General features: G+C 74.2%; 15 protein-coding genes. 10 read left to right on the top strand and 5 right to left on the bottom strand.

The features are described from left to right. Positions 1-70: 70 nt before the first annotated feature. Entirely contained in the window at positions 71-967 is an 897-nt protein-coding gene (locus BMX97_RS02765; RefSeq protein ID WP_091745222.1) for a LysR substrate-binding domain-containing protein, read from the bottom strand. Positions 968-1,099: 132 nt separating this feature from the next. Here BMX97_RS02765 and BMX97_RS02760 point away from each other — a divergent pair, with 132 nt between their 5' ends. From BMX97_RS02760 to BMX97_RS02750, 3 genes are all read left to right on the top strand, one after another. After that, a complete protein-coding gene (locus BMX97_RS02760; protein ID WP_091745220.1) occupies positions 1,100-1,894 on the top strand; it encodes an SDR family NAD(P)-dependent oxidoreductase in 795 nt (264 codons plus the stop codon). A 93-nt stretch (positions 1,895-1,987) separates the two neighbouring features. After that, a complete protein-coding gene (locus BMX97_RS02755; protein WP_091745218.1) occupies positions 1,988-2,755 on the top strand; it encodes an endonuclease/exonuclease/phosphatase family protein in 768 nt (255 codons plus the stop codon). Beyond that, positions 2,752-3,768: a lysylphosphatidylglycerol synthase transmembrane domain-containing protein gene (locus BMX97_RS02750; RefSeq protein ID WP_091745217.1), complete on the top strand. Its 1,017-nt coding sequence runs from the start codon at positions 2,752-2,754 to the stop codon at positions 3,766-3,768. The genes BMX97_RS02755 and BMX97_RS02750 overlap by 4 nt, the downstream gene beginning before the upstream one ends. Here the strand turns inward: BMX97_RS02750 and BMX97_RS02745 are convergent. After that, positions 3,722-5,191 carry a phospholipase D-like domain-containing protein gene (locus tag BMX97_RS02745; RefSeq protein ID WP_091745215.1) on the bottom strand — a complete coding sequence of 490 codons (1,470 nt, stop codon included), beginning with the start codon at positions 5,189-5,191 and terminating at the stop codon, positions 3,722-3,724. The two genes, BMX97_RS02750 and BMX97_RS02745, sit on opposite strands and share 47 nt — an antisense overlap. Positions 5,192-5,379: 188 nt before the next feature. Here BMX97_RS02745 and BMX97_RS02740 point away from each other — a divergent pair, with 188 nt between their 5' ends. Further along, positions 5,380-8,826, top strand: coding sequence for a DEAD/DEAH box helicase (locus BMX97_RS02740; protein WP_091745213.1), 3,447 nt, complete (start codon positions 5,380-5,382; stop codon positions 8,824-8,826). A gap of 3 nt (positions 8,827-8,829) precedes the next feature. Here BMX97_RS02740 and BMX97_RS02735 read toward each other — a convergent pair whose 3' ends face one another. Both BMX97_RS02735 and BMX97_RS02730 read right to left on the bottom strand, forming a co-directional pair. Then, a complete protein-coding gene (locus BMX97_RS02735) occupies positions 8,830-9,597 on the bottom strand; it encodes an EAL domain-containing protein (protein WP_091745210.1) in 768 nt (255 codons plus the stop codon). 373 nt (positions 9,598-9,970) lie between these two features. Further along, on the bottom strand, positions 9,971-10,495 hold the full coding sequence (locus BMX97_RS02730) for a DedA family protein (protein ID WP_091745208.1): 525 nt from the start codon (positions 10,493-10,495) through the stop codon (positions 9,971-9,973). 212 nt (positions 10,496-10,707) lie between these two features. Between BMX97_RS02730 and pdxY the strand changes: the two genes are divergently transcribed. After that, on the top strand, positions 10,708-11,556 hold the full coding sequence (gene pdxY, locus BMX97_RS02725) for a pyridoxal kinase PdxY (protein ID WP_091745206.1): 849 nt from the start codon (positions 10,708-10,710) through the stop codon (positions 11,554-11,556). A 4-nt stretch (positions 11,557-11,560) separates the two neighbouring features. Here the strand turns inward: pdxY and BMX97_RS02720 are convergent, their stop codons facing one another. Next, positions 11,561-12,565 carry a DUF2891 domain-containing protein gene (locus tag BMX97_RS02720; RefSeq protein ID WP_091745204.1) on the bottom strand — a complete coding sequence of 335 codons (1,005 nt, stop codon included), beginning with the start codon at positions 12,563-12,565 and terminating at the stop codon, positions 11,561-11,563. Between the two features lie 101 nt (positions 12,566-12,666). Between BMX97_RS02720 and BMX97_RS02715 the strand changes: the two genes are divergently transcribed. The 5 genes from BMX97_RS02715 to BMX97_RS02695 all read left to right on the top strand — a co-directional run bounded on the left by BMX97_RS02715 (position 12,667) and on the right by BMX97_RS02695 (position 17,160). Continuing rightward, positions 12,667-12,951 carry a BrnT family toxin gene (locus BMX97_RS02715; RefSeq protein WP_091745202.1) on the top strand — a complete coding sequence of 95 codons (285 nt, stop codon included), beginning with the start codon at positions 12,667-12,669 and terminating at the stop codon, positions 12,949-12,951. A gap of 13 nt (positions 12,952-12,964) precedes the next feature. Beyond that, entirely contained in the window at positions 12,965-13,279 is a 315-nt protein-coding gene (locus BMX97_RS02710) for a BrnA antitoxin family protein (RefSeq protein ID WP_244538250.1), read from the top strand. A 199-nt stretch (positions 13,280-13,478) separates the two neighbouring features. Next, the gene (locus BMX97_RS02705; RefSeq protein WP_091745198.1) at positions 13,479-14,381 is read left to right on the top strand and encodes a PhzF family phenazine biosynthesis protein; all 903 of its coding nucleotides are present in this window, start codon (positions 13,479-13,481) and stop codon (positions 14,379-14,381) included. Further along, positions 14,378-15,088 (top strand): NUDIX hydrolase, encoded by a 711-nt coding sequence (locus BMX97_RS02700; protein ID WP_091745196.1) that lies wholly within the window; start codon positions 14,378-14,380, stop codon positions 15,086-15,088. Before BMX97_RS02705 ends, BMX97_RS02700 begins: the two co-directional genes overlap by 4 nt. Before the next feature lie 104 nt (positions 15,089-15,192). Next, complete coding sequence (locus BMX97_RS02695) at positions 15,193-17,160, top strand: alpha/beta hydrolase domain-containing protein (protein ID WP_091745194.1); 1,968 nt, start codon at positions 15,193-15,195, stop codon at positions 17,158-17,160. The last annotated feature ends 51 nt before the right edge of the window (positions 17,161-17,211 follow it).

Here is a 17,211-nt window from a genome sequence, read left to right as displayed (position 1 = left end):
GCTAGCCCGAGCGGTTCCATGATCGGGCGTCCCGATTCCTTGACCCTGCGTCCGCGGCGGTCGCTGCCGGTCAGTCCCGCAGGGCCGCGTGCGCGGCGAGGAAATCGACGAAGCAGCGGATGCGCCGGGACAGCCGCTCCTGCCCGGCATAGAGCGCGTGGATGTCCTCGGCGTCGCCGGGGCTGAAGGCCTCCAGCACCGGCACGAGGCGGCCGGCCAGGAGATCGTCCTCGACGTGGAAGCGGGCGAGGCGGGCGAGCCCCGCCCCGCCGAGCGCCATCCGCCGCACCACCTCGCCGGAATTGCCCAGGAAGTTGCCGCGCACCGGCCGCTGCGACACCGCCCCGTCGACGAGGAACGGCCAGGTGTCGAGGGAGCGGCGGAAGCTGAAGGCGAGGCAGTTGTGGTCGGCGAGGGCGTCCGGGTGGGCGGGCGTGCCGGCCCGCGCGAGATAGGCCGGCGAGGCCACCACCGCGAGGCGGCTGCGGCCGAGGCGCCTGGCCCGCAGGCTCGTGTCGCGCAAGGGGCCGATGCGGATCGCCACGTCGGCCCGGGCCTCGACGAGATCGACCACGTCGTCGGTGAGGGCGAGGTCGACCCGCATCCTGGGATGCTCGGCGAGGAAGCGCGGCAGCACCGGCAGGATCACCTTCGTGCCGAACGGCACCGAGGCGTTGACCCGCAGGAGGCCGCTCGGCACCGCGGCCTCGCGGCCGAACCCGTCCTCGATCGCGGCGAACTCGGCGATCAGCTCGGCGGCCCGGCGCAGGTAGAGCTCGCCCTCCGGCGTCAGGGTCATCGACCGGGTGGTGCGCCGGATCAGGGCGACGCCGAGGCGCGCCTCCAGCCGCGCCACCGCCCGGCTCACCGCCGAGGGCGTGCGCCGCAGCGCCTTGGCGGCGGCCGCGAAGCTGGCGCGCCGCGCCACCTCGACGAAGGCTTCCATCTCGCCCAGGCGGTTGTCCATGGCCGGTCCATTGGTGCGTCCGATGCACGAGTATCGTGCCGGCCCGCGCGCTGGTCATCAATCGCCGGCATCGTCATCTCGGGGTCTCACGACCGGAGACCCCCGGGGTCTCCCTGCACGGAGAACACAGCCATGGACCTCAGGATCGGCGGCCGGACCGCCCTCGTCACCGGTGCCACCGCGGGCATCGGGCTCGCCATCGCCCGCCGCCTGGCGGCGGAGGGCGCCACGGTGGTGCTGCCCGGCCGCAACCGGGAGAAGCTCGACGCGGCGGCGCGATCGATCGCGGCCGAGCCCGGCGCGACGCCGCCCCGCACGGTGCTGGCCGACCCGGCGACCGCCGAGGGCGCGGCGGCGCTGATCGCGGCGGTGCCGGAGGTGGACATCCTCGTCAACAACCTCGGCATCTACGAATCGAAGGCCTTCGAGGCGATCACCGACGCGGACTGGCACCGCCTGTTCGAGGTCAACGTGGTCTCGGGGGCGCGGCTCGCCCAGGCCTACTTCCCCGGCATGCTGGCGCGGAACTCCGGGCGGATCGTGTTCGTGTCGAGCGAATCCGGCCTCGTGCCGCCGCCTGACATGCTGCACTACGCGGTGTCGAAGACCGCCCAGCTCACCATCGCGCGGGGCCTGGCGCAGCGCACCCGGGGCACCGGCGTGACGGTGAATTCCGTGCTGCCCGGCCCGACCCGCTCGGAGGGCATCGTCGACTTCTTGAAGAGCGTCGCCTCCGATCCGGACGCCCCGGCGGCGGCGCTCGAAGAGGAATTCTTCCGGGTCCACCGCCCGCTCTCGCTGCTCGCCCGGATGATCGAGCCCGACGAGATCGCCGGCCTCGTCGCCTATCTGGCGAGCCCGCTCGCCGCCGCCACCAACGGCGCGAGCCTCAGGGTCGAGGGCGGGATCGTGCCTACCATCGCCTGAGCGCGCCCGCAGCGTAAAGCGTGGCCGTACCGGCGAAACCGGGTGCAGGCTCGGCCGTTGAGGGGAATGCCCGCTACGGAAGGCCCCGCCCGGTTGCTCCGCGTCCTCACCTACAACGTCCGCCGCTGCCTGGGCGGCGACGGCCGCCTCGACCCGGCACGCATCGCCGCGGTGATCGCGGCCTGCCGGGCCGACGTGGTGGCGCTCCAGGAGCTCGATGTCGGGCGCGCCCGCTCCGGCGGGATCGACCAGGCGGAGGCGATCGCCGCCCGGCTCGGGATGCGCTCGCACTTCCACCCGGCGCTGCGGGTGATGGAGGAGCTCTACGGCGACGCGATCCTGACCGCCCTCCCCTGCCGGCTGGTGCGGGCGGAGGGGCTGCCGGAACGGGCCGGCCGCGAGCCGCGCGGCGCGCTCTGGGCGGCCATCACCGTCGGCGACGCCGAGGTCCAGGTCGTCACGACCCATCTCGGCCTCGGCCGGCACGAGCGGGCGGCGCAGGCTGAAGCGCTCCTCGGCCCCCGCTTCCTCGGCGATCCGGCCTGCCGCGATCCCGTGGTGCTGCTCGGCGACTTCAACGCCCTGCCGGGCTCCGCCGTCCACCGCCGCCTCTCGGCGCGCCTGCCGGACGCGGAGGGAAGCGCCCGCCGGGCCTGGGCCCGGCCGACCTTCCCGGCCCGCCTGCCGCTCCTGCGCATCGACCACGTCTTCGTCAGCCGCGGCGTCGCGGTGCGGGAGGTGCGCCGGGTCCAGGGCCGGCTCGCCCGGACCGCCTCCGACCACCTGCCCCTCGTCGCCGACCTCGACCTCGCGCCCGCCGTCGCGCCCCGCCACACCGCGCTCCGGGAGGAACCCGCGTGACGACCCCACACGACCAGGATAAGCGCGAAACGACCTCCGGGCGGCGCCGGTTCTGGACCATCCTCGCCACGCTCGTCAGCGTCGTGCTCGGCGGCTACCTGCTCTACCGCACGCTGTCCGGCTACAGCCCGGGCCAGCTCGTCGATGCGGTGCGGGCCGTGCCGGCGCGCCGGCTCCTCGCGGCCGGAGGCTTTGCCGCCGCGAGCTATCTCTGTCTCACCGGCATCGACTGGCTGGCCTTGCGCGCCGCCGGCACGCCCCTGCCCTACCGGCGGGTGGCCCTCGCCGCCTTCATCAGCCTCTCGCTCGGCCACAGCATCGGGTTCGCGGGCCTGAGCAGCGGAGCGATCCGCTACCGCTTCTACACCCGCTGGGGGCTCGGCACCGCGGACGTCGCCAAGGCGGTCCTGTTCTGCGGCGTCACCGTGGCGGTCGGCCTGATGGCGCTCGGCGCCGTCGCGGTGCTGGTCCATCCGGGCCTCGCCCGGGAGGTGACGGGGCTCGGCACCGGCTCCGTCCTGGCGGCGGGGCTGGCCTGCGCGGCTTTCGTCGCGGGCTATCTCGCCCTCGCCGCCTGGTGGCGCAAGCCGCTGACCTTCCGGCGCTGGTCGATCGAGATGCCGCCGCTGCCGCTCGCCGCCGCGCAGGTGGCGCTGGGCGCCGTCAACTTCGCCCTGGTCTCGGCCTGCCTGCACCAGGTGCTCATGGCGGTCTCCGACGTCGGCTACCTCGCCGTCGCCTCGGTCTTCGTCATCGCCAACGCGGCGGTGCTCATCACCCACGTCCCCGGCGGCGTCGGGGTGATCGAGAGCGTGGTCGTGCACCTGCTGCCGAAGACCGACGTCATCGGCCCGCTGATCGCCTTCCGGTGCATCTACTTCCTGATCCCGCTGGCGCTCGGCCTCGTCGCCTTCGCGGCGACCGAGGCGGTGTTCCGGTGGCGGGATGCGGGGAGGGCGGGCGCCGCTACCCCGTCCCGAACGGCCGCTCCGGGTCGAGCAGCTCGGAGCTGACCAGGGGGTCGAGCAGGCCCTCCTCCTCCGGCACCTCGCAGACCCGCAGGCTGCGGGGACCGCCCATGTGGCGCCGGATCGCCGCGATCAGGCCGTCCCGCTCGGCGGCCTCCGCCAGCACCTCGGGGGCCACGCCCAGATGCTCGGCCGCCAGGCGGTCGCGCAGGGCCCGGATCGCCCGGCGCTCCTCGGGGGTCCGGGCCTCGACCGCGAGGTCGCACTCGGTGTCGAGGGCGACCGAGCGGTTGTTGAGGTTCGAGGAGCCGATGCGCAGGAACCCGTCGTCGACGATGACGAGCTTGGCGTGGACCTCGATCTCGCAATCCCCGGCCTCGTCGGTCTCGTCGGCGCCCTGCGCGCCCGGCACCACCGGGTAGGCGACGAGCAGGCGCCCGAAGCGGTCGACGGCGCGCAGGCGGCGCAGCACCCGGTCGCGCGGCGTACCCATGGCGACGCGCTCGGTGAAGTTGTGCGAGCGGCGCGTGATCACCACGACGATCTCGGGTCCGTCCTCCGCCGTGAGGTGGGCGGCGAGCGCGTCGGCGACGAAGTCGGCGGTGAGGTACTGCGCCTCGAGGTAGAGGGTCTTGCGGGCCGCGGCGAGCGACGCGGCGGTGAGCGCCGCCACCTCCTCGACCGACGGCTCGTCGCCCTGGAGCGGCATGGTGCGGGCGACGGCGACGGGCATGTCGGTGAAGAGCGGCGCCAGGTCCGGCGGCCAGACCGGCGCGGCGCCGCGCACGGGCTCCAGCACCTCACCGGTCGCGGCGCGCCAGCGCTCGCGGGCGATCTCGCCGAGCCGCGCCGCGGCCTCGCCGTCCACCGCCATCTGCAGGTCGTGGACCGGCGGATAGAGTTCCCCGTCGGGGTTGGTGCGCAAGGGGTCGCCGGCTTCGTGGGCCGGGGTGTCCCAGCGCCCGACCGTCAGGTCGATGCCGCCCGCAAACGCGATGCGGTCGTCGATGCAGACGAGCTTCTGGTGGTGGGCGGCGTAGAGCGGGTGATGGGTGTCGAGACGCAGCTCGACCCGCGGATGGGATTCCCACTCGGCCCCGAACAGGAGCGGCAGAGCCGCGCCCGGCCCGTGCAGGGTGGCGACGCTCCAGACCAGCACCCGCACCTGGAGGTCCGGCCGCCGCGCCGCGAGGTCGCGCAGGAGCGGACCGAGCGGGGGCGATTCCTCCGGGGATGCGTCGTGGCGCAGGCGGATGCGCCCGTCGAAGTCCCAGCCGACGATCAGGATCGAGGATTGCGCCTGGCGCAGGGCCTCCTCCAGCCGGGCGAAGTACTCGGCGGAATCGACCATCACGGCGACCCGCTCGGCCCGCGCCACGCACCAGCAGGTGCGGCCGGGCTGAAACAGGGTCTCGCGCGCGGGCGCGAGGGCCGCGGGTTCGCCGGTCACGGGGTGCTCGTCGCTCATCGGGCCTGTCCGGTCATGAGACGCTCGTTCCCTCCTGCACGCCTAACGGTGTCGAGTGCCGGAACGGCAAGCGGAGCCATCCGTTCCGCATGCCGGCCGTCCACGGCCGATTCCGCCGGCCCCCGGTTCCCAGCGCCGGCCCGCCTCCCTACCTTGCCGTCGGCAGGCCGGAGGCGATCACCGTTTCGATGGGCAGGACGCTCTCATTCACCGAACGCGACATCCTGCGCAACTGCGGGCATGCCTCCTTCCACGACGGCGCGAGCGACCTGGCGAACGGCCAGGTGCTCGATGTCGAGACGGACGGGGACGGCTACCTCGAGGGCGACGTCGAGAGCCGCAGCGGAAAGACGGTGTACAGCGTCTCGATCGAGGTCGAGAGGGCGGGCCGCGATACCGTCATCCTCGGGCTCTGCACCTGCCGGGACCGCACCAATTGCCGGCACGTCGCGGCGGTGCTGCTCGGGGCGTTCCGGGGCACCGCCCTGCGCCCTGCGCCCCCGCCGACCCCCGAGACGCGGGCGGCCCGGCTGCTCCAGCTCCGGGACGCCGCCGGCCCCGAGGCCCTGCCGGAGGAGCTGGAACGCTGGATCCAGAGCCTCGACCGCGCCCGCAGGACCGGCGGCGAGGCGTTTCCGCCCGAGATCGACCGGCGCCTGATCTACGTCCTCCTGGCCCTGCCCGGCCGCGGCGGCACGGCGTCCCGCCTCGGCGTCGCACCGATGCAGGCCCGGATCCTGAAGAGCGGGGCGATGTCCGCCAAGGCCCGCCCGGTCGAGCCCTACGGTGTCGTCCACGCGGCGACCCCGGGCGCCTACCTGCGCCCGTCGGACCTGCGCATCCTCAAGGCTCTCGCCGGGCGGGAGCGCGAGGCCGAGGGCGAGGCGCCGCCGGCCTATCCGCTGCTCGACCAGACGGGCGCCGAGATCCTGGAGCAGGTTCTGGCGACCGGCCGGGCCCGGTTCGGGACCGTGCTGGGACCGGCCCTGGCGGCGGGTCCGTCCCGGCCCGGCCGGATCGACTGGGTCGAGGGCGAGGAGACCCTGGCGCCCCACCCGCGCCTCGCGGACGGGGACGGCACGGGCCGAGGGATAGGCCGGGAGACCTGCGAAGGGACTTGCGAAGCGACGGACGGCGCGCCGGTCCTGGCGCTCGCCGCCCAGCCGCCGGCCTATCTCGACCCGGAGGCCGGGCTCGTCGGGCCGATCGAGGTCGGGATGCCGCCCCACCTCGCCGCCGCCCTCCTGGCGGCGCCGGCCGTGCCCGCGGCCTCGGCGCAGGCGCTCAACGCGGCGCTGGCCGCGGCGGTGCCCGGCCTCGCCCTGCGCCTGCCGGAGCCGCCGCGGGAGCGGATCGTCGACACGCCGCCGGTGCCGGTGCTGCGCCTGTTCCAGATCGAGGTGCCGGCACCCTACGTCTACGGCCGGCCGCCGGTGCCGGTGCGCCTCGCGGCGCTCGCGTTCCGCTACGGTCCGGTGGCGGTGCCGTTCGGCGACCCGCGGCAGCGGCCGAGCAAGCTCGCCGGCGGCCGGCTCCAAGTCGTGGAGCGCGATGGGCGGGCCGAGCAGCGGGCGGTGGCGCGGCTCCTCGCCCACGGCCTGTCGCCGCTCCAGGAGCGCCGCACGCCCCTGGCCCTCGGCCACGCCCAGCACCAAGCCCATGCCCGGGACTTCCTGCCCGATGCCGGCGAGGAGGCCTGGACCGCGATCCAGGCCGAGGCGCTGCCGGTCCTCGCGGCGGAGGGGTTCGAGATCGTCACCGATCGCAGCTTCCGCGGCCGGGTGCTGCGCCCGGACGCGGCGGTCGAGTTCGCGATCCACGAGAGCACCGGGATCGACTGGCTCGAACTCGATCTGGGGATCGAGGTCGAGGGCGAGCGCATCCCCCTCGCCGAGCCGGTGGCCGCGCTGCTGGCCCGGCCCGGCTTCTCGATCGAGGCGCTCGACGAGGCCTCGCCCGAGCCCGTGATGGTGCCGCTGCCCGACGGGCGGGCGCTGGCGCTGCCGGCGGCCCGGCTCAAGCCGATCCTGCTCGCCCTGCGCGAACTGAGCCTCGGCGGCTCCGGCGAGGGCGGGCGCCTGAGGCTCGGCCTCGTCGACGCCGCCACGCTCGCGGCGCTCGAGCGGGCGAGCCGGGCCGCGATGGTGGCCTGGCGCGGCGGCGAGGCCCTGCGCGCCATGGGCCGGCGGCTGCTCGCCGAGGGCGGCATCCCGCCGGTCGCCCCGCCGGAGGGTTTTCGCGCGCAGCTGCGGCCCTACCAGGCCGAGGGGCTGTCCTGGCTCGCCTTCCTGCGCGAGGCCGGCCTCGGCGGGATCCTCGCCGACGACATGGGGCTGGGCAAGACCGTCCAGGCGCTGGCGCTGATCGCCCGCGAGAAGGCCGAGGGGCGCCTCGACCGTCCGGCCCTCGTGGTCGCGCCGACGAGCCTGATGGCGAACTGGCGCCGGGAGGCGGAGCGCTTCGCCCCCGGCCTCGCGGTGCTGGTCCTGCACGGGCTCGGCCGCCGGGAGCATTTCGACGCGATTCCCCGGCACGACCTCGTGCTCACCACCTACCCGCTCGTCGCCCGCGACCAGGCGGTGCTCGGGGCGCAGGAGTGGCACCTCCTGGTCCTCGACGAGGCCCAGACGATCAAGAACCCGGACGCGGCGACGACCCAGATCATCCGCTCGCTCGCCGCCCGGCACCGGTTCTGCCTCTCGGGCACGCCGCTCGAGAACAACCTGGCGGAGCTCTGGTCGCTGTTCTCCTTCGCCTGTCCGGGGCTCCTCGGCGAGCGCCGGACCTTCGCGCGGGACTGGCGCACGCCGATCGAGAAGCACGGCGACGCCGAGCGCGGCCGGCTGCTGGCGCGGCGGATCCGGCCGTTCCTGCTGCGCCGGACCAAGGAGGAGGTCGCCCGCGACCTGCCGGCCAAGACCGAGATCACCGAGGAGGTCGAGATGGGCGAGGCCCAGCGCGCCCTCTACGAATCGATCCGCCTGGCGATGCACGCCCGGGTGCGCGAGGCGATCGCCGCCAAGGGCTGGGAGCGCAGCCGGATCGTCGTCCTCGACGCCCTGCTCAAGCTGCGCCAGGCCTGCTGCGACCCGCGCCTGCTGAAGCTCGACCACGCGGCCGAGGCCGGCTCGGCCAAGCTCGAACGGCTGGAGGAGCTGCTCGAGGCGCTGCTCGCCGAGGGGCGCCGGGTGCTGGTGTTCTCGCAGTTCACCGCGATGCTCGACCTGATCAAGCCGCGCCTGGTGCAGGCCGGCATCGCCCATGCCGAGCTGACCGGGCGCACCCGCAACCGCGAGGCGGTGCTCGCCCGCTTCGAGGCCGGCGAGGTCCCGGTCTTCCTGATCAGCCTCAAGGCCGGCGGCACCGGCCTCAACCTCACCGGCGCCGACACGGTGATCCTGTACGACCCGTGGTGGAACCCGGCGGTGGAGGCCCAGGCGATCGACCGCGCCCACCGCATCGGCCAGGACAAGCCGGTCTTCGTCCACCGGCTCGTCGCGGCGCGCAGCATCGAGGAGAAGATGGAAGCGCTCAAGGCCCGCAAGAGCGCGCTCGCCGAGGCCTTGTTCGACCACGACGGCACCCCGACGCGCGCGCTGACGCCGGCCGACATCGACGCGCTCCTGGAGGCGTGATCCTCACGCCGCCTGTCGCATCCCCGCCGGGCTCAGCTCCGGCAGGGCCGCCACCGCGGGGCGGGCGAACAGGTAGCCCTGGAACAGGGTGATGCCGGCCTCCCGCAGGGCGGAAAGCTCGTCCTGCGTCTCGATCCCCTCGGCGATCACCGCGACGCCGAGCGTCCGGGCGATGCCGATCACGCCCGACACGATCGCGCGGCGGGCCGGGGAATCGGCGATGCCGCGGATCAGCTCCATGTCGAGCTTGATCAGGTCGGGCTGGAACCGGGCCAGCAGGCCGAGGCCCGCATAGCCGGCGCCGAAATCGTCGAGCGCGGTGAGGAAGCCGCGCTGGCGGTAATCGGCGACGATGCGCTGGACGTGGGCGACGTCGGTCATGCGCTCGTTCTCGGTGAACTCGAACATGATCCGCCGGTGCGAGAACCCGATCCGCCGCGCCGCCTCGAGCGTCGCCCGGATGCAGGCCGCCGGCTCGTAGACGGCGTTCGGCAGGAAGTTGATCGACAGCCGCACGTCGCCGGCCGGAAACAGCCCGCCGGCCAGCTCGATCGCCTTGGTGCGGCAGGCCTGGTCGAAGCGGTAGCGGTTGTCGTCGTTGACCTGGCCGAGGATGTAGCCGGCGCCCTGACCCTCGGTGCCGCGCACCAGCGCCTCGTAGCCCCAGATTTCGTTCTTCTCGATGTCGACGATGGGGTGAAAGGCCATCGTGAAGGCGAAGGGAAGCGGTTCACCGCTCCGGCATTGCCCACATCCGCTCCGCTCGGTCATCGTACTGCTCCGGACCCGCCGACCGATACCCTCCCAGGGTTACCTTCATGTAAGGTAAAACCGGTGGCTCCCGGGCGGGATTCGACGATCTGTTTCGTGAGGAACCGAGGCGAGGTCGTGCGACGCGGGCTCCGGCACGTCGAGGCCCGGATCCCCCGGCCGGCGCGGCCACGAAGATCCCGGCGACGGGCGGGGCGGCGTCGGACCGTACATCTCCGGTCGCCGGGACGTCTCTCTCGCTCATCCTCGGACGCAGCTTGGGCGATGTCTCCTAAGAATCGATGTGGCGATCCGCATGCCCCGAGTCATCGTCCGGACGATCGGCAAGGTCGTTGCAAGCGGGATCCATCCTCCGGTGTCGCCGTCTCCTGCGTCAGGCGCGCCGCAGCCAGTCGATCAGCCCGGCGCCCGGGGCGAGCCAGACGAAGGCCCACAGGAAGGCCGAGGAGACGTTGGCGAGCCAGAACGGCAGCCGCGGCAGCAGGGCCACGCCGGCGATGAGCGGCACCACCGCCCGGGCCGGGCCGATGAAGCGGCCGACGACGATCGCCCAGGCGCCCCAACGCTGGCAGAACGCTTCGCCCTTCTGCACCATCTCGGGGTAGCGGCTGAGCGGCCACATCCGCTTGGCGCCGTCCTTGTAGTAGCGGCCGACCTCGTAGGAGACCCAGTCCCCCAGGATCGCCCCGATCGCCGCGCCCACCATCACCGGCAGGAACGGGATCGCGCCCGAGCCGATCAGCGCCCCGATGCCGATCAGGATCACGGTCGCCGGCACCAGGAGCGAGAGCACCGCCAGGGATTCGCAGAAGGCGATGATCCCGGTGATCACCGGCGCCCAGGCCTGGTGGTCGCGCACGAAATCGAGCACCGTGGTGCGCAAGCTCTCGAAGTCCATCGTGAACCTTGACCTTGGGGTGGCGGGCAGCGGGGACAAGTCGCGAGTCCACGAGGACGTTCCGCCCCGCGGGGCCGTATCGATCCGGCGCGGTGAGCGCCGGGTAAATCCCCCCGCTCGGGGCGGTTGCCAGGAGGGCCCGATCCGGGGATCGTGCGGGCCTCGCGCCCCGGCCCCGGCCGAGGGCGCCCCTGCGAGGATCCCGCGTCGCGATGAACGTCCTGTCGATCCAGTCCCACGTCGCCTACGGCCATGTCGGCAACGCCTCGGCGGTCTTCCCGATGCAGCGCCTCGGGGTCGAGGTCTGGGCCGTGCACACGGTGCAGTTCTCCAACCACACCGGCTACGGCGCCTGGCGCGGCCGGGTGTTCGACGGGCCGGCGATCGAGGAGCTGGTCGAGGGCATCGCCGAGCGCGGGGTGCTGCCGACCTGCGACGGCGTGCTGTCGGGCTACATGGGCTCGGCCGATATCGGCACGGCGATCCTCCGGGCGGTCGAGCGGGTGCGGGCGGCCAACCCCGCGGCCCTCTATTGCTGCGACCCGGTGATCGGCGATGTCGGCCGCGGCGTGTTCGTGCGGCCCGGCATCCCGGAATTCATGCGCGACCACGCCGTGCCGGCGGCCGACATCATCACCCCCAACCAGTTCGAGCTCGACTACCTCAGCGGCATCGAGACCCGGACGCTGGCCGACGCGAAGGCCGCCGTCGCCGCCGTGCAGGCGAGCGGCCCCAAGGTGGTGCTGGTGACCTCGCTCCACACCGAGGAGACGCCCGGGGACAGCATCGACATGCTGGCCGGCGAGGGCGGACGGTTCTGGCGCCTGCGCACCCCGCGGCTCTCGCTCGGCGTCAACGGCGCGGGCGACGCCACCGCGGCCCTGTTCCTGGTGCACTACGCCCGCACCCGCTCGGCCGGCGAGGCGCTCGGCGCCTCCGCCGCTTCGATCTTCGGCCTCCTGCGGCGCACCGAGGAGGCCGGCGCCCGCGAGATCCTGACGGTGGCGGCGCAGGAGGAGTTCGTGGCCCCGAGCCGCACCTTCCCGGTCGAGGCGGTGTGAGCGATCACGCCTCCAGCGCCAGGAGCGCGAAGCTCGCGAGCCAGTGCTCGCCCATGTAGTCGTCGGCGAGGTGCGGCAGCGCCGCGGCGAGGTGCCCCTCGGCCGCCTCGCGCAGGACTGGGCCCCGCGGATCCCCGTCGGTGAGCGCGCCGGCGAGCGCCCGCAGGCACCAGGCCCGGCTGAGGTTGAGCCCGTCGAGATGGGCGATCTTGCCGTCGCTGCGGTCGGTGACGGTGGCCGGCCGAAACAGGGTCTCGGGCCGGCGCTCGGCGAGGTTCGGCAGGAAGCGGTCGAACCACGGCCCGAACGCGTCGGCCGGCAGCAGGCGGCGCAGGCACTCGGCCTCGATCAGTGCGGAGGACAGGAAGTCGTCGCCGCTCGGCTCGCCCCAGGCCGGGCAGTCGGCATCCTCGCCGTACCAGCGCAGGGCGGTGGCGCGCAGGAGGTCGGTCAGCGCCGTGTCCCCGGTCCCGTCCGCGTAATCCGCCGCCATGCGCAGCCCGAAGGCGGTGTTGAAATGGGTGCCGACCCGCACCGGGTAGGGCGAGAGCGGCAGGAAGTCCCGGAAGCGCCGGGCGACGATCTCCGCCATCGGGGCGAGCGCCCGCGCCCAGCGCGGATCGGGCAGGCGCGCCAGCTCGTCGGCGAGCTTCAGCGCCCAGGCCCAGCCGTAGGGCCGCTTGAAGCCCCGCGCGGTCGGGGCCTCCAGGTAGGCGCACTCGCCCGCGACCTTCTCGGGCGTCAGCTGCCGGTCGAACAGGGCGCGGATCGCGGGGGCCTGCGGTCCCTCGGGGAAGAGCCGCAGCACCCGGGCGAGCAGCCAGTAGCCGTGGACGCAGGAATGCCAGTCGAAGCTGCCGTGGAACACCGGGTGCAGGGCGGCGGGCGTGCGCGCGTCCTCGGGACCCGCCAGGGTGTGGTCGGGCTTGTTGGGGTATTCCCGGGTGACGTGGCCGAGGGTGAGCGCGGCGAAGCGGGCGCCGGTCTCGGGGGTGAGGGCGTGGGGCATGGTAGGGCGCTCCGGCGGATCGTCCCGCACGCCTACACCATCCGGGGGCGGCGTTTCACCTTGCCACCTTTATTTTCGAGAGTTACAAAAAATAGGTGAGAATGGTCTGGGACGAACCAAAGCGAGAGAGGAACCGCCAGGCTCCTCCTGCCGGCCACGGACTCGATTTCGCCGATGCGCGCGATCGTTTCGAGTGGGACACCGCGGCGATCAGCGAGAGCTACAGCGGCAGATCCGGCGGCGCTCGATACATCGCGACCGGCTATCTCGACGGCAAGCTCGTGACGCTCGCCTTCTCGCTCCTCGGTACGGAAGCCATCTCAGCCATCAGCCTGCGGACCGCCAGCAACCGCGAGAGGAGAGCCTATGCCGCACAAGCCGGGTAAGCGAACGGTCCCGATGCTGAGCGACGCCGAGGAGGCAGAGCTGCAAGCCCGCATGAAAGCGGATCCGGATGCCCGCGAGATGACGGACGAGGAACTCGGTCGCCTGCGGCCCGCCCACGAGGTGTTGCCGCCCGACGTGTTCGCCGCGCTCATGAAGCGCGGGCGGCCCAAATCGCCGGGCCGGCTCGTGCAGGTCACGCTGCGGCTCGACCCCGACGCCCTCGCGGCCTTCAGGGCCACCGGCCCGGGCTGGCAGACCCGGATCAACGAGACGGTCAAGCGCGCGGCGAAACGGCTTGGGCAAGACCCTTTTGGGCAAGACCCTTGAACCGTCTCCCGAGGAAGGACCGGCCGGCACCTCGGCGCCCCCGGGTGAAACGCCCGCACCGATCGCCGGGCGCCCCGGCGGAAGATCGCTACGACGGATTCGCGAAACTGCCGTAAACCTCCTCTCGGGTCCCGGCCCTTGCGCCCTCCCCCCGATCCGTGCTGCCTCGCGCCATGCCGCCCGACGGATGGATGGTCCAATGCCCGCACGCCGCTACGCCACCCTGGACGTGTTCACCGAGACCGCGCTCGCCGGCAACCCGCTCGCCGTGGTGCTCGACGCCGAGGGGCTGGACGAGGCCGCGATGCAGGCCATCGCCCGGGAGTTCAACCTGTCGGAGACGGTGTTCGTGATGCCGCCGGCCGAGAGCCGGCACCGGGCGCGGTTGCGGATCTTCACGCCCACCCAGGAACTCGCCTTCGCCGGCCACCCGACCGTCGGGACCGCGGTGCTGCTCGCCCTCGGTGACACGCGGGCGGAGGTCGCCGACGCGGTGGCGTTCGGGCTCGAGGAAGAGGTCGGGGTGGTGCCCTGCGTGGTCGAGGCCGGCGAGGGCCGCGGCCGGGCGCGCTTCCGCCTGCCGCGCCTGCCGGAGAGCTGGGGCGAGGAGCCGGACGCCACGGCGCTCGCCGGGGCGCTCGGCCTGTCGCCCGCCGAGATCGGATTCGCCCGCCACCGGCCGAGCCGCTACAGCGCCGGTACGCCGTTCCACCTCGTGCCGGTGCAGAACCTCGACGCCCTCGGGCGGGCGCGGGCGAGCGCCGCCTCCCTGACCGAGGCCCTCGGGCCCGGCGCCAAGGTGTTTCTCTATACCGGCGAGACCGGGGATCCCGCCCACAGCTTCCGGGCCCGGATGTTCGCGCCCGCCGCCGGCATCGTCGAGGACCCGGCGACCGGCGGGGCGGTGGCGGCCTTCGCCGGCGCCCTGATGCAGTTCGAGCCCCTGGGGAGCGGCACGCACGACCTCCGCATCGCGCAAGGGGTCGAGATGGGCCGGCCGAGCGAGATCCTGCTCCAGCTCACGATCGAGGACGGCGCCCTGCGGGCGGCGGAGATCGGCGGCGGCGCCGTCCTGGTCTCCGAGGGCGTGCTGCACCTGTGACCGGCGTCACGCTCACGCCGGCCCGCGCGGTCGCGGCCCGGGTGGTCGCGCACGACTGGGCCTGGGCCCGCGACAACCGGGCGGCCATCGCGGCGCATTGGGAGCACCGCCGGGCGGCCCGCCCGGCGATGTTCAACGGCACCGTGCTGCTGCTGCGCCGCTGGACGCTCGCCGACGGGGTTCTGGACCTCGACCTGTTCGAGGCCGAGTTCGCCGCCCTCCTGGCCCTCAAGGACTGGGGGTTCCCGGACGGGGACGTCCTCAACGTCTTCGCGGCGGCGGTGCCGCGCACCCGGGACGGCGCCTTCCTGCTCGGCGAGATGGGCCCGCACACCGCCGCCGCCGGGCGGGTCTACTTCCCCTGCGGCACCCCGGACCCGACCGACATCGCCCCCGACGGCCGGGTCGACCTCGCGGCGAGCGCGCTGCGCGAATTGCGGGAGGAGACCGGCCTCGTCGCCCCGGAGGGGCCGGATCCGGGCTGGATCGTGGTGCGCGATGGCGGCCTGATGGCGCTCCTGCGCCCGGTGCCGCTCGCCGAGGACGAGGCGCCGGTGCGGGCGCGGATCGCCGCCCACCTCGCCGCCGAGGCGGAGCCGGAACTGTCGGGCATCGTCGCCGTGCGCAGGAAAGCGGATCTCGATCCCGCCCGGATGCCGGGCTTCGCGCGGCACTACCTCGAGGCCGTGCTGGCGGGGACCGCCTGAACGCGCCGCGGGAGCAAGCCCTGACACGGTTCACAGCGGCGCCTCCCGCCGCTACGCTCGCCGGGCAGGCGCCCGGGACGAGGCGCCGCGAGGGGGAGACCGTGATGACGGGGATCAAGCGCGCCGCGACCGTGGCGCTTCTCGGGGGCGGCCTCGCCGCCGGCCCGGCCGCCGCCGAGGTGACGCGGTTCGAGACCGTCGCCACCGAGGCGCCGGCCTTCCAGGGCCGCGCCTTCGGCGAGCGCGGCCAGGCCCGGAAGATCACCGGGCGGGCGACCATCGCGCTCGATCCCGCCGACCCGCACAACGCGGTCATCGCCGACATCGCGCTCGCGCCCCGCAACCCGGACGGCAAGGTCGAGGCGACCGCCGACGTGGTGCTGCTGCGGCCCGAGCGGCCGAACGGTCTGCTCCTCGTCGAGATCCCCAATCGCGGCCGCAAGCTGATCGGCCCGCTGGTCGAGGGCACCTCGACCGAGGCGTCGGGCCGGCTCGACCGGGCGGAGGATGCCGGCCGGGGCTTCCTGCTGTCGCGGGGCTACACCCTGGCCTGGATCGGCTGGCAGGGCGACATCGCGCCCGGGAACGGCGAGGCGGGCGCTCCCATGGGCATCCGCCTGCCGGTGCTGGCCGGGGTCACCGGGCCGTCCCGCGAGGAGTGGAGCTTCGAGAACACGACCTCGCCGGTCGAGGCGCCGCTGACCTGGCCGGCCGCCGACCTCGACCCGTCGAAGGCGCGCCTCACCGTGCGGGCGCGGCCCGAGGACCCGCGCGCGACGCCCCCCGGCCTGTCGTTCCGGTTCGTCGGCCCGACCCGCATCGCGATCACCCGGCCCGAGGGCTTCGACGGGAGCGCCCTCTACGAGCTGATCTACACCGCCCGCGACCCGGCGGTGACGGGCCTCGGCCTCGCGGCGATCCGGGACGTCGCGACCTTCCTGCACCACGACGCGAGCGACCGGAACCCGCTCGCCGCGGACGGGCGCAGCACCGTCGACCGGGCGGTCGGCTTCGGCATCTCGCAATCGGGCCGGGTGCTGCGCGACCTGCTCTATCTCGGCATGAACGAGGACGAGAGCGGCCGGATGGTGTTCGACGGGATGATGCCGCACATCGCCGGCAGCCGGCGCAGCTTCACCAATGCCCGCTTCGCCCAGCCCGGCCGCAACCCCGGGCCGCATCTCGACCGCTACTACCCGGCCGACCAGTTCCCCTTCGCCTACGCGACGACGACCGACGCGCTGACGGGCCGGCGCGACGGCCTGTTCCTGCGCTGCCGGATCACCAGCACCTGCCCGCGCCTGATGCATGTCGACAGCGAGTACGAGCTGTGGGGCTCCCGCGGGGCGCTGGTGACCACCGACACGCGCGGCGCCGACCTCGCCCAGCCGTCGGAGGTCCGGGTCTACATGGTCACCGGCGCGCCGCACTTCGCCGCGCCCGACGCGAAGACCGCGAGCGACCCGGGCTGCGCCCTGCCGGTGAGCCCGGTCCATGCCGGGGCGGCGTCGCGGGCGCTCCTCGTCGCCCTCGAATCCTGGATCGCCGACGGGGTGGCGCCACCGGCGAGCCGCTACCCCTCGCGGGCCGACGGCACGCTCGGCGCCCCGGGGCATCTCTACCCGCCGATCCCCGGCCTGCCCTATACCGGCCTCTACAATCCGGCCCAGTGGGTCGAGCCCGGGGCGGGCCCCGGCGACCCGCCGGTGGTGCGCGCCACCTACCCGCTGCTGCTGCCGAAGGTCGACCCGGACGGCAACACCCTGGCGGGCATCCGGCTGCCGCTGATCGAGGCGCCGCGGGCGACCTACACCGCCTGGAACCCGACCCGCGGCAGCGCCGCCGCGACCCTGTGCAACCAGAAGGGCGGCGTGCTGCCCTTCGCGGCGACGAAGGCCGCGCGAGCCCCCGACGACCCGCGGCCGTCCCTGGAGGAGCGCTACCCGGAGGCGGGCGCCTACGCGGCGGCCGTGCGGGCGGCCGCCGCCCGCATGGTGGCGGAGCGCACGCTGCTGCCGGCCGATGCCGAGGCGATGGCGAAGGCCGCGGCCGAGGGGCAGCTGGCGCGGTAGGGGCGGACCCGCGGGCCCGCTCGCGGGTTTCCGCTTCGCCACGCCTGTCAA

The sequence above is a fragment of the Methylobacterium sp. ap11 genome, from assembly GCF_900110515.1.
GTDB classification, from domain to species: Bacteria; Pseudomonadota; Alphaproteobacteria; order Rhizobiales; family Beijerinckiaceae; genus Methylobacterium; species Methylobacterium ajmalii.
This window is presented reverse-complemented; position numbering and strand designations above follow the sequence as displayed.

What these genes read in the sequence shown, in the direction of transcription:
- BMX97_RS02765 (WP_091745222.1), bottom strand. Translation starts at nt 967, where the DNA reads ATGGACAACCGCCTGGGCGAGATGGAAGCCTTCGTCGAGGTGGCGCGG.
- BMX97_RS02760 (WP_091745220.1), top strand. Translation starts at nt 1,100, where the DNA reads ATGGACCTCAGGATCGGCGGCCGGACCGCCCTCGTCACCGGTGCCACC.
- BMX97_RS02745 (WP_091745215.1), bottom strand. Translation starts at nt 5,191, where the DNA reads ATGAGCGACGAGCACCCCGTGACCGGCGAACCCGCGGCCCTCGCGCCC.
- BMX97_RS02740 (WP_091745213.1), top strand. Translation starts at nt 5,380, where the DNA reads ATGGGCAGGACGCTCTCATTCACCGAACGCGACATCCTGCGCAACTGC.
- BMX97_RS02735 (WP_091745210.1), bottom strand. Translation starts at nt 9,597, where the DNA reads ATGACCGAGCGGAGCGGATGTGGGCAATGCCGGAGCGGTGAACCGCTT.
- BMX97_RS02730 (WP_091745208.1), bottom strand. Translation starts at nt 10,495, where the DNA reads ATGGACTTCGAGAGCTTGCGCACCACGGTGCTCGATTTCGTGCGCGAC.
- pdxY (WP_091745206.1), top strand. Translation starts at nt 10,708, where the DNA reads ATGAACGTCCTGTCGATCCAGTCCCACGTCGCCTACGGCCATGTCGGC.
- BMX97_RS02720 (WP_091745204.1), bottom strand. Translation starts at nt 12,565, where the DNA reads ATGCCCCACGCCCTCACCCCCGAGACCGGCGCCCGCTTCGCCGCGCTC.
- BMX97_RS02715 (WP_091745202.1), top strand. Translation starts at nt 12,667, where the DNA reads ATGGTCTGGGACGAACCAAAGCGAGAGAGGAACCGCCAGGCTCCTCCT.
- BMX97_RS02710 (WP_244538250.1), top strand. Translation starts at nt 12,965, where the DNA reads ATGCTGAGCGACGCCGAGGAGGCAGAGCTGCAAGCCCGCATGAAAGCG.
- BMX97_RS02705 (WP_091745198.1), top strand. Translation starts at nt 13,479, where the DNA reads ATGCCCGCACGCCGCTACGCCACCCTGGACGTGTTCACCGAGACCGCG.
- BMX97_RS02695 (WP_091745194.1), top strand. Translation starts at nt 15,193, where the DNA reads ATGACGGGGATCAAGCGCGCCGCGACCGTGGCGCTTCTCGGGGGCGGC.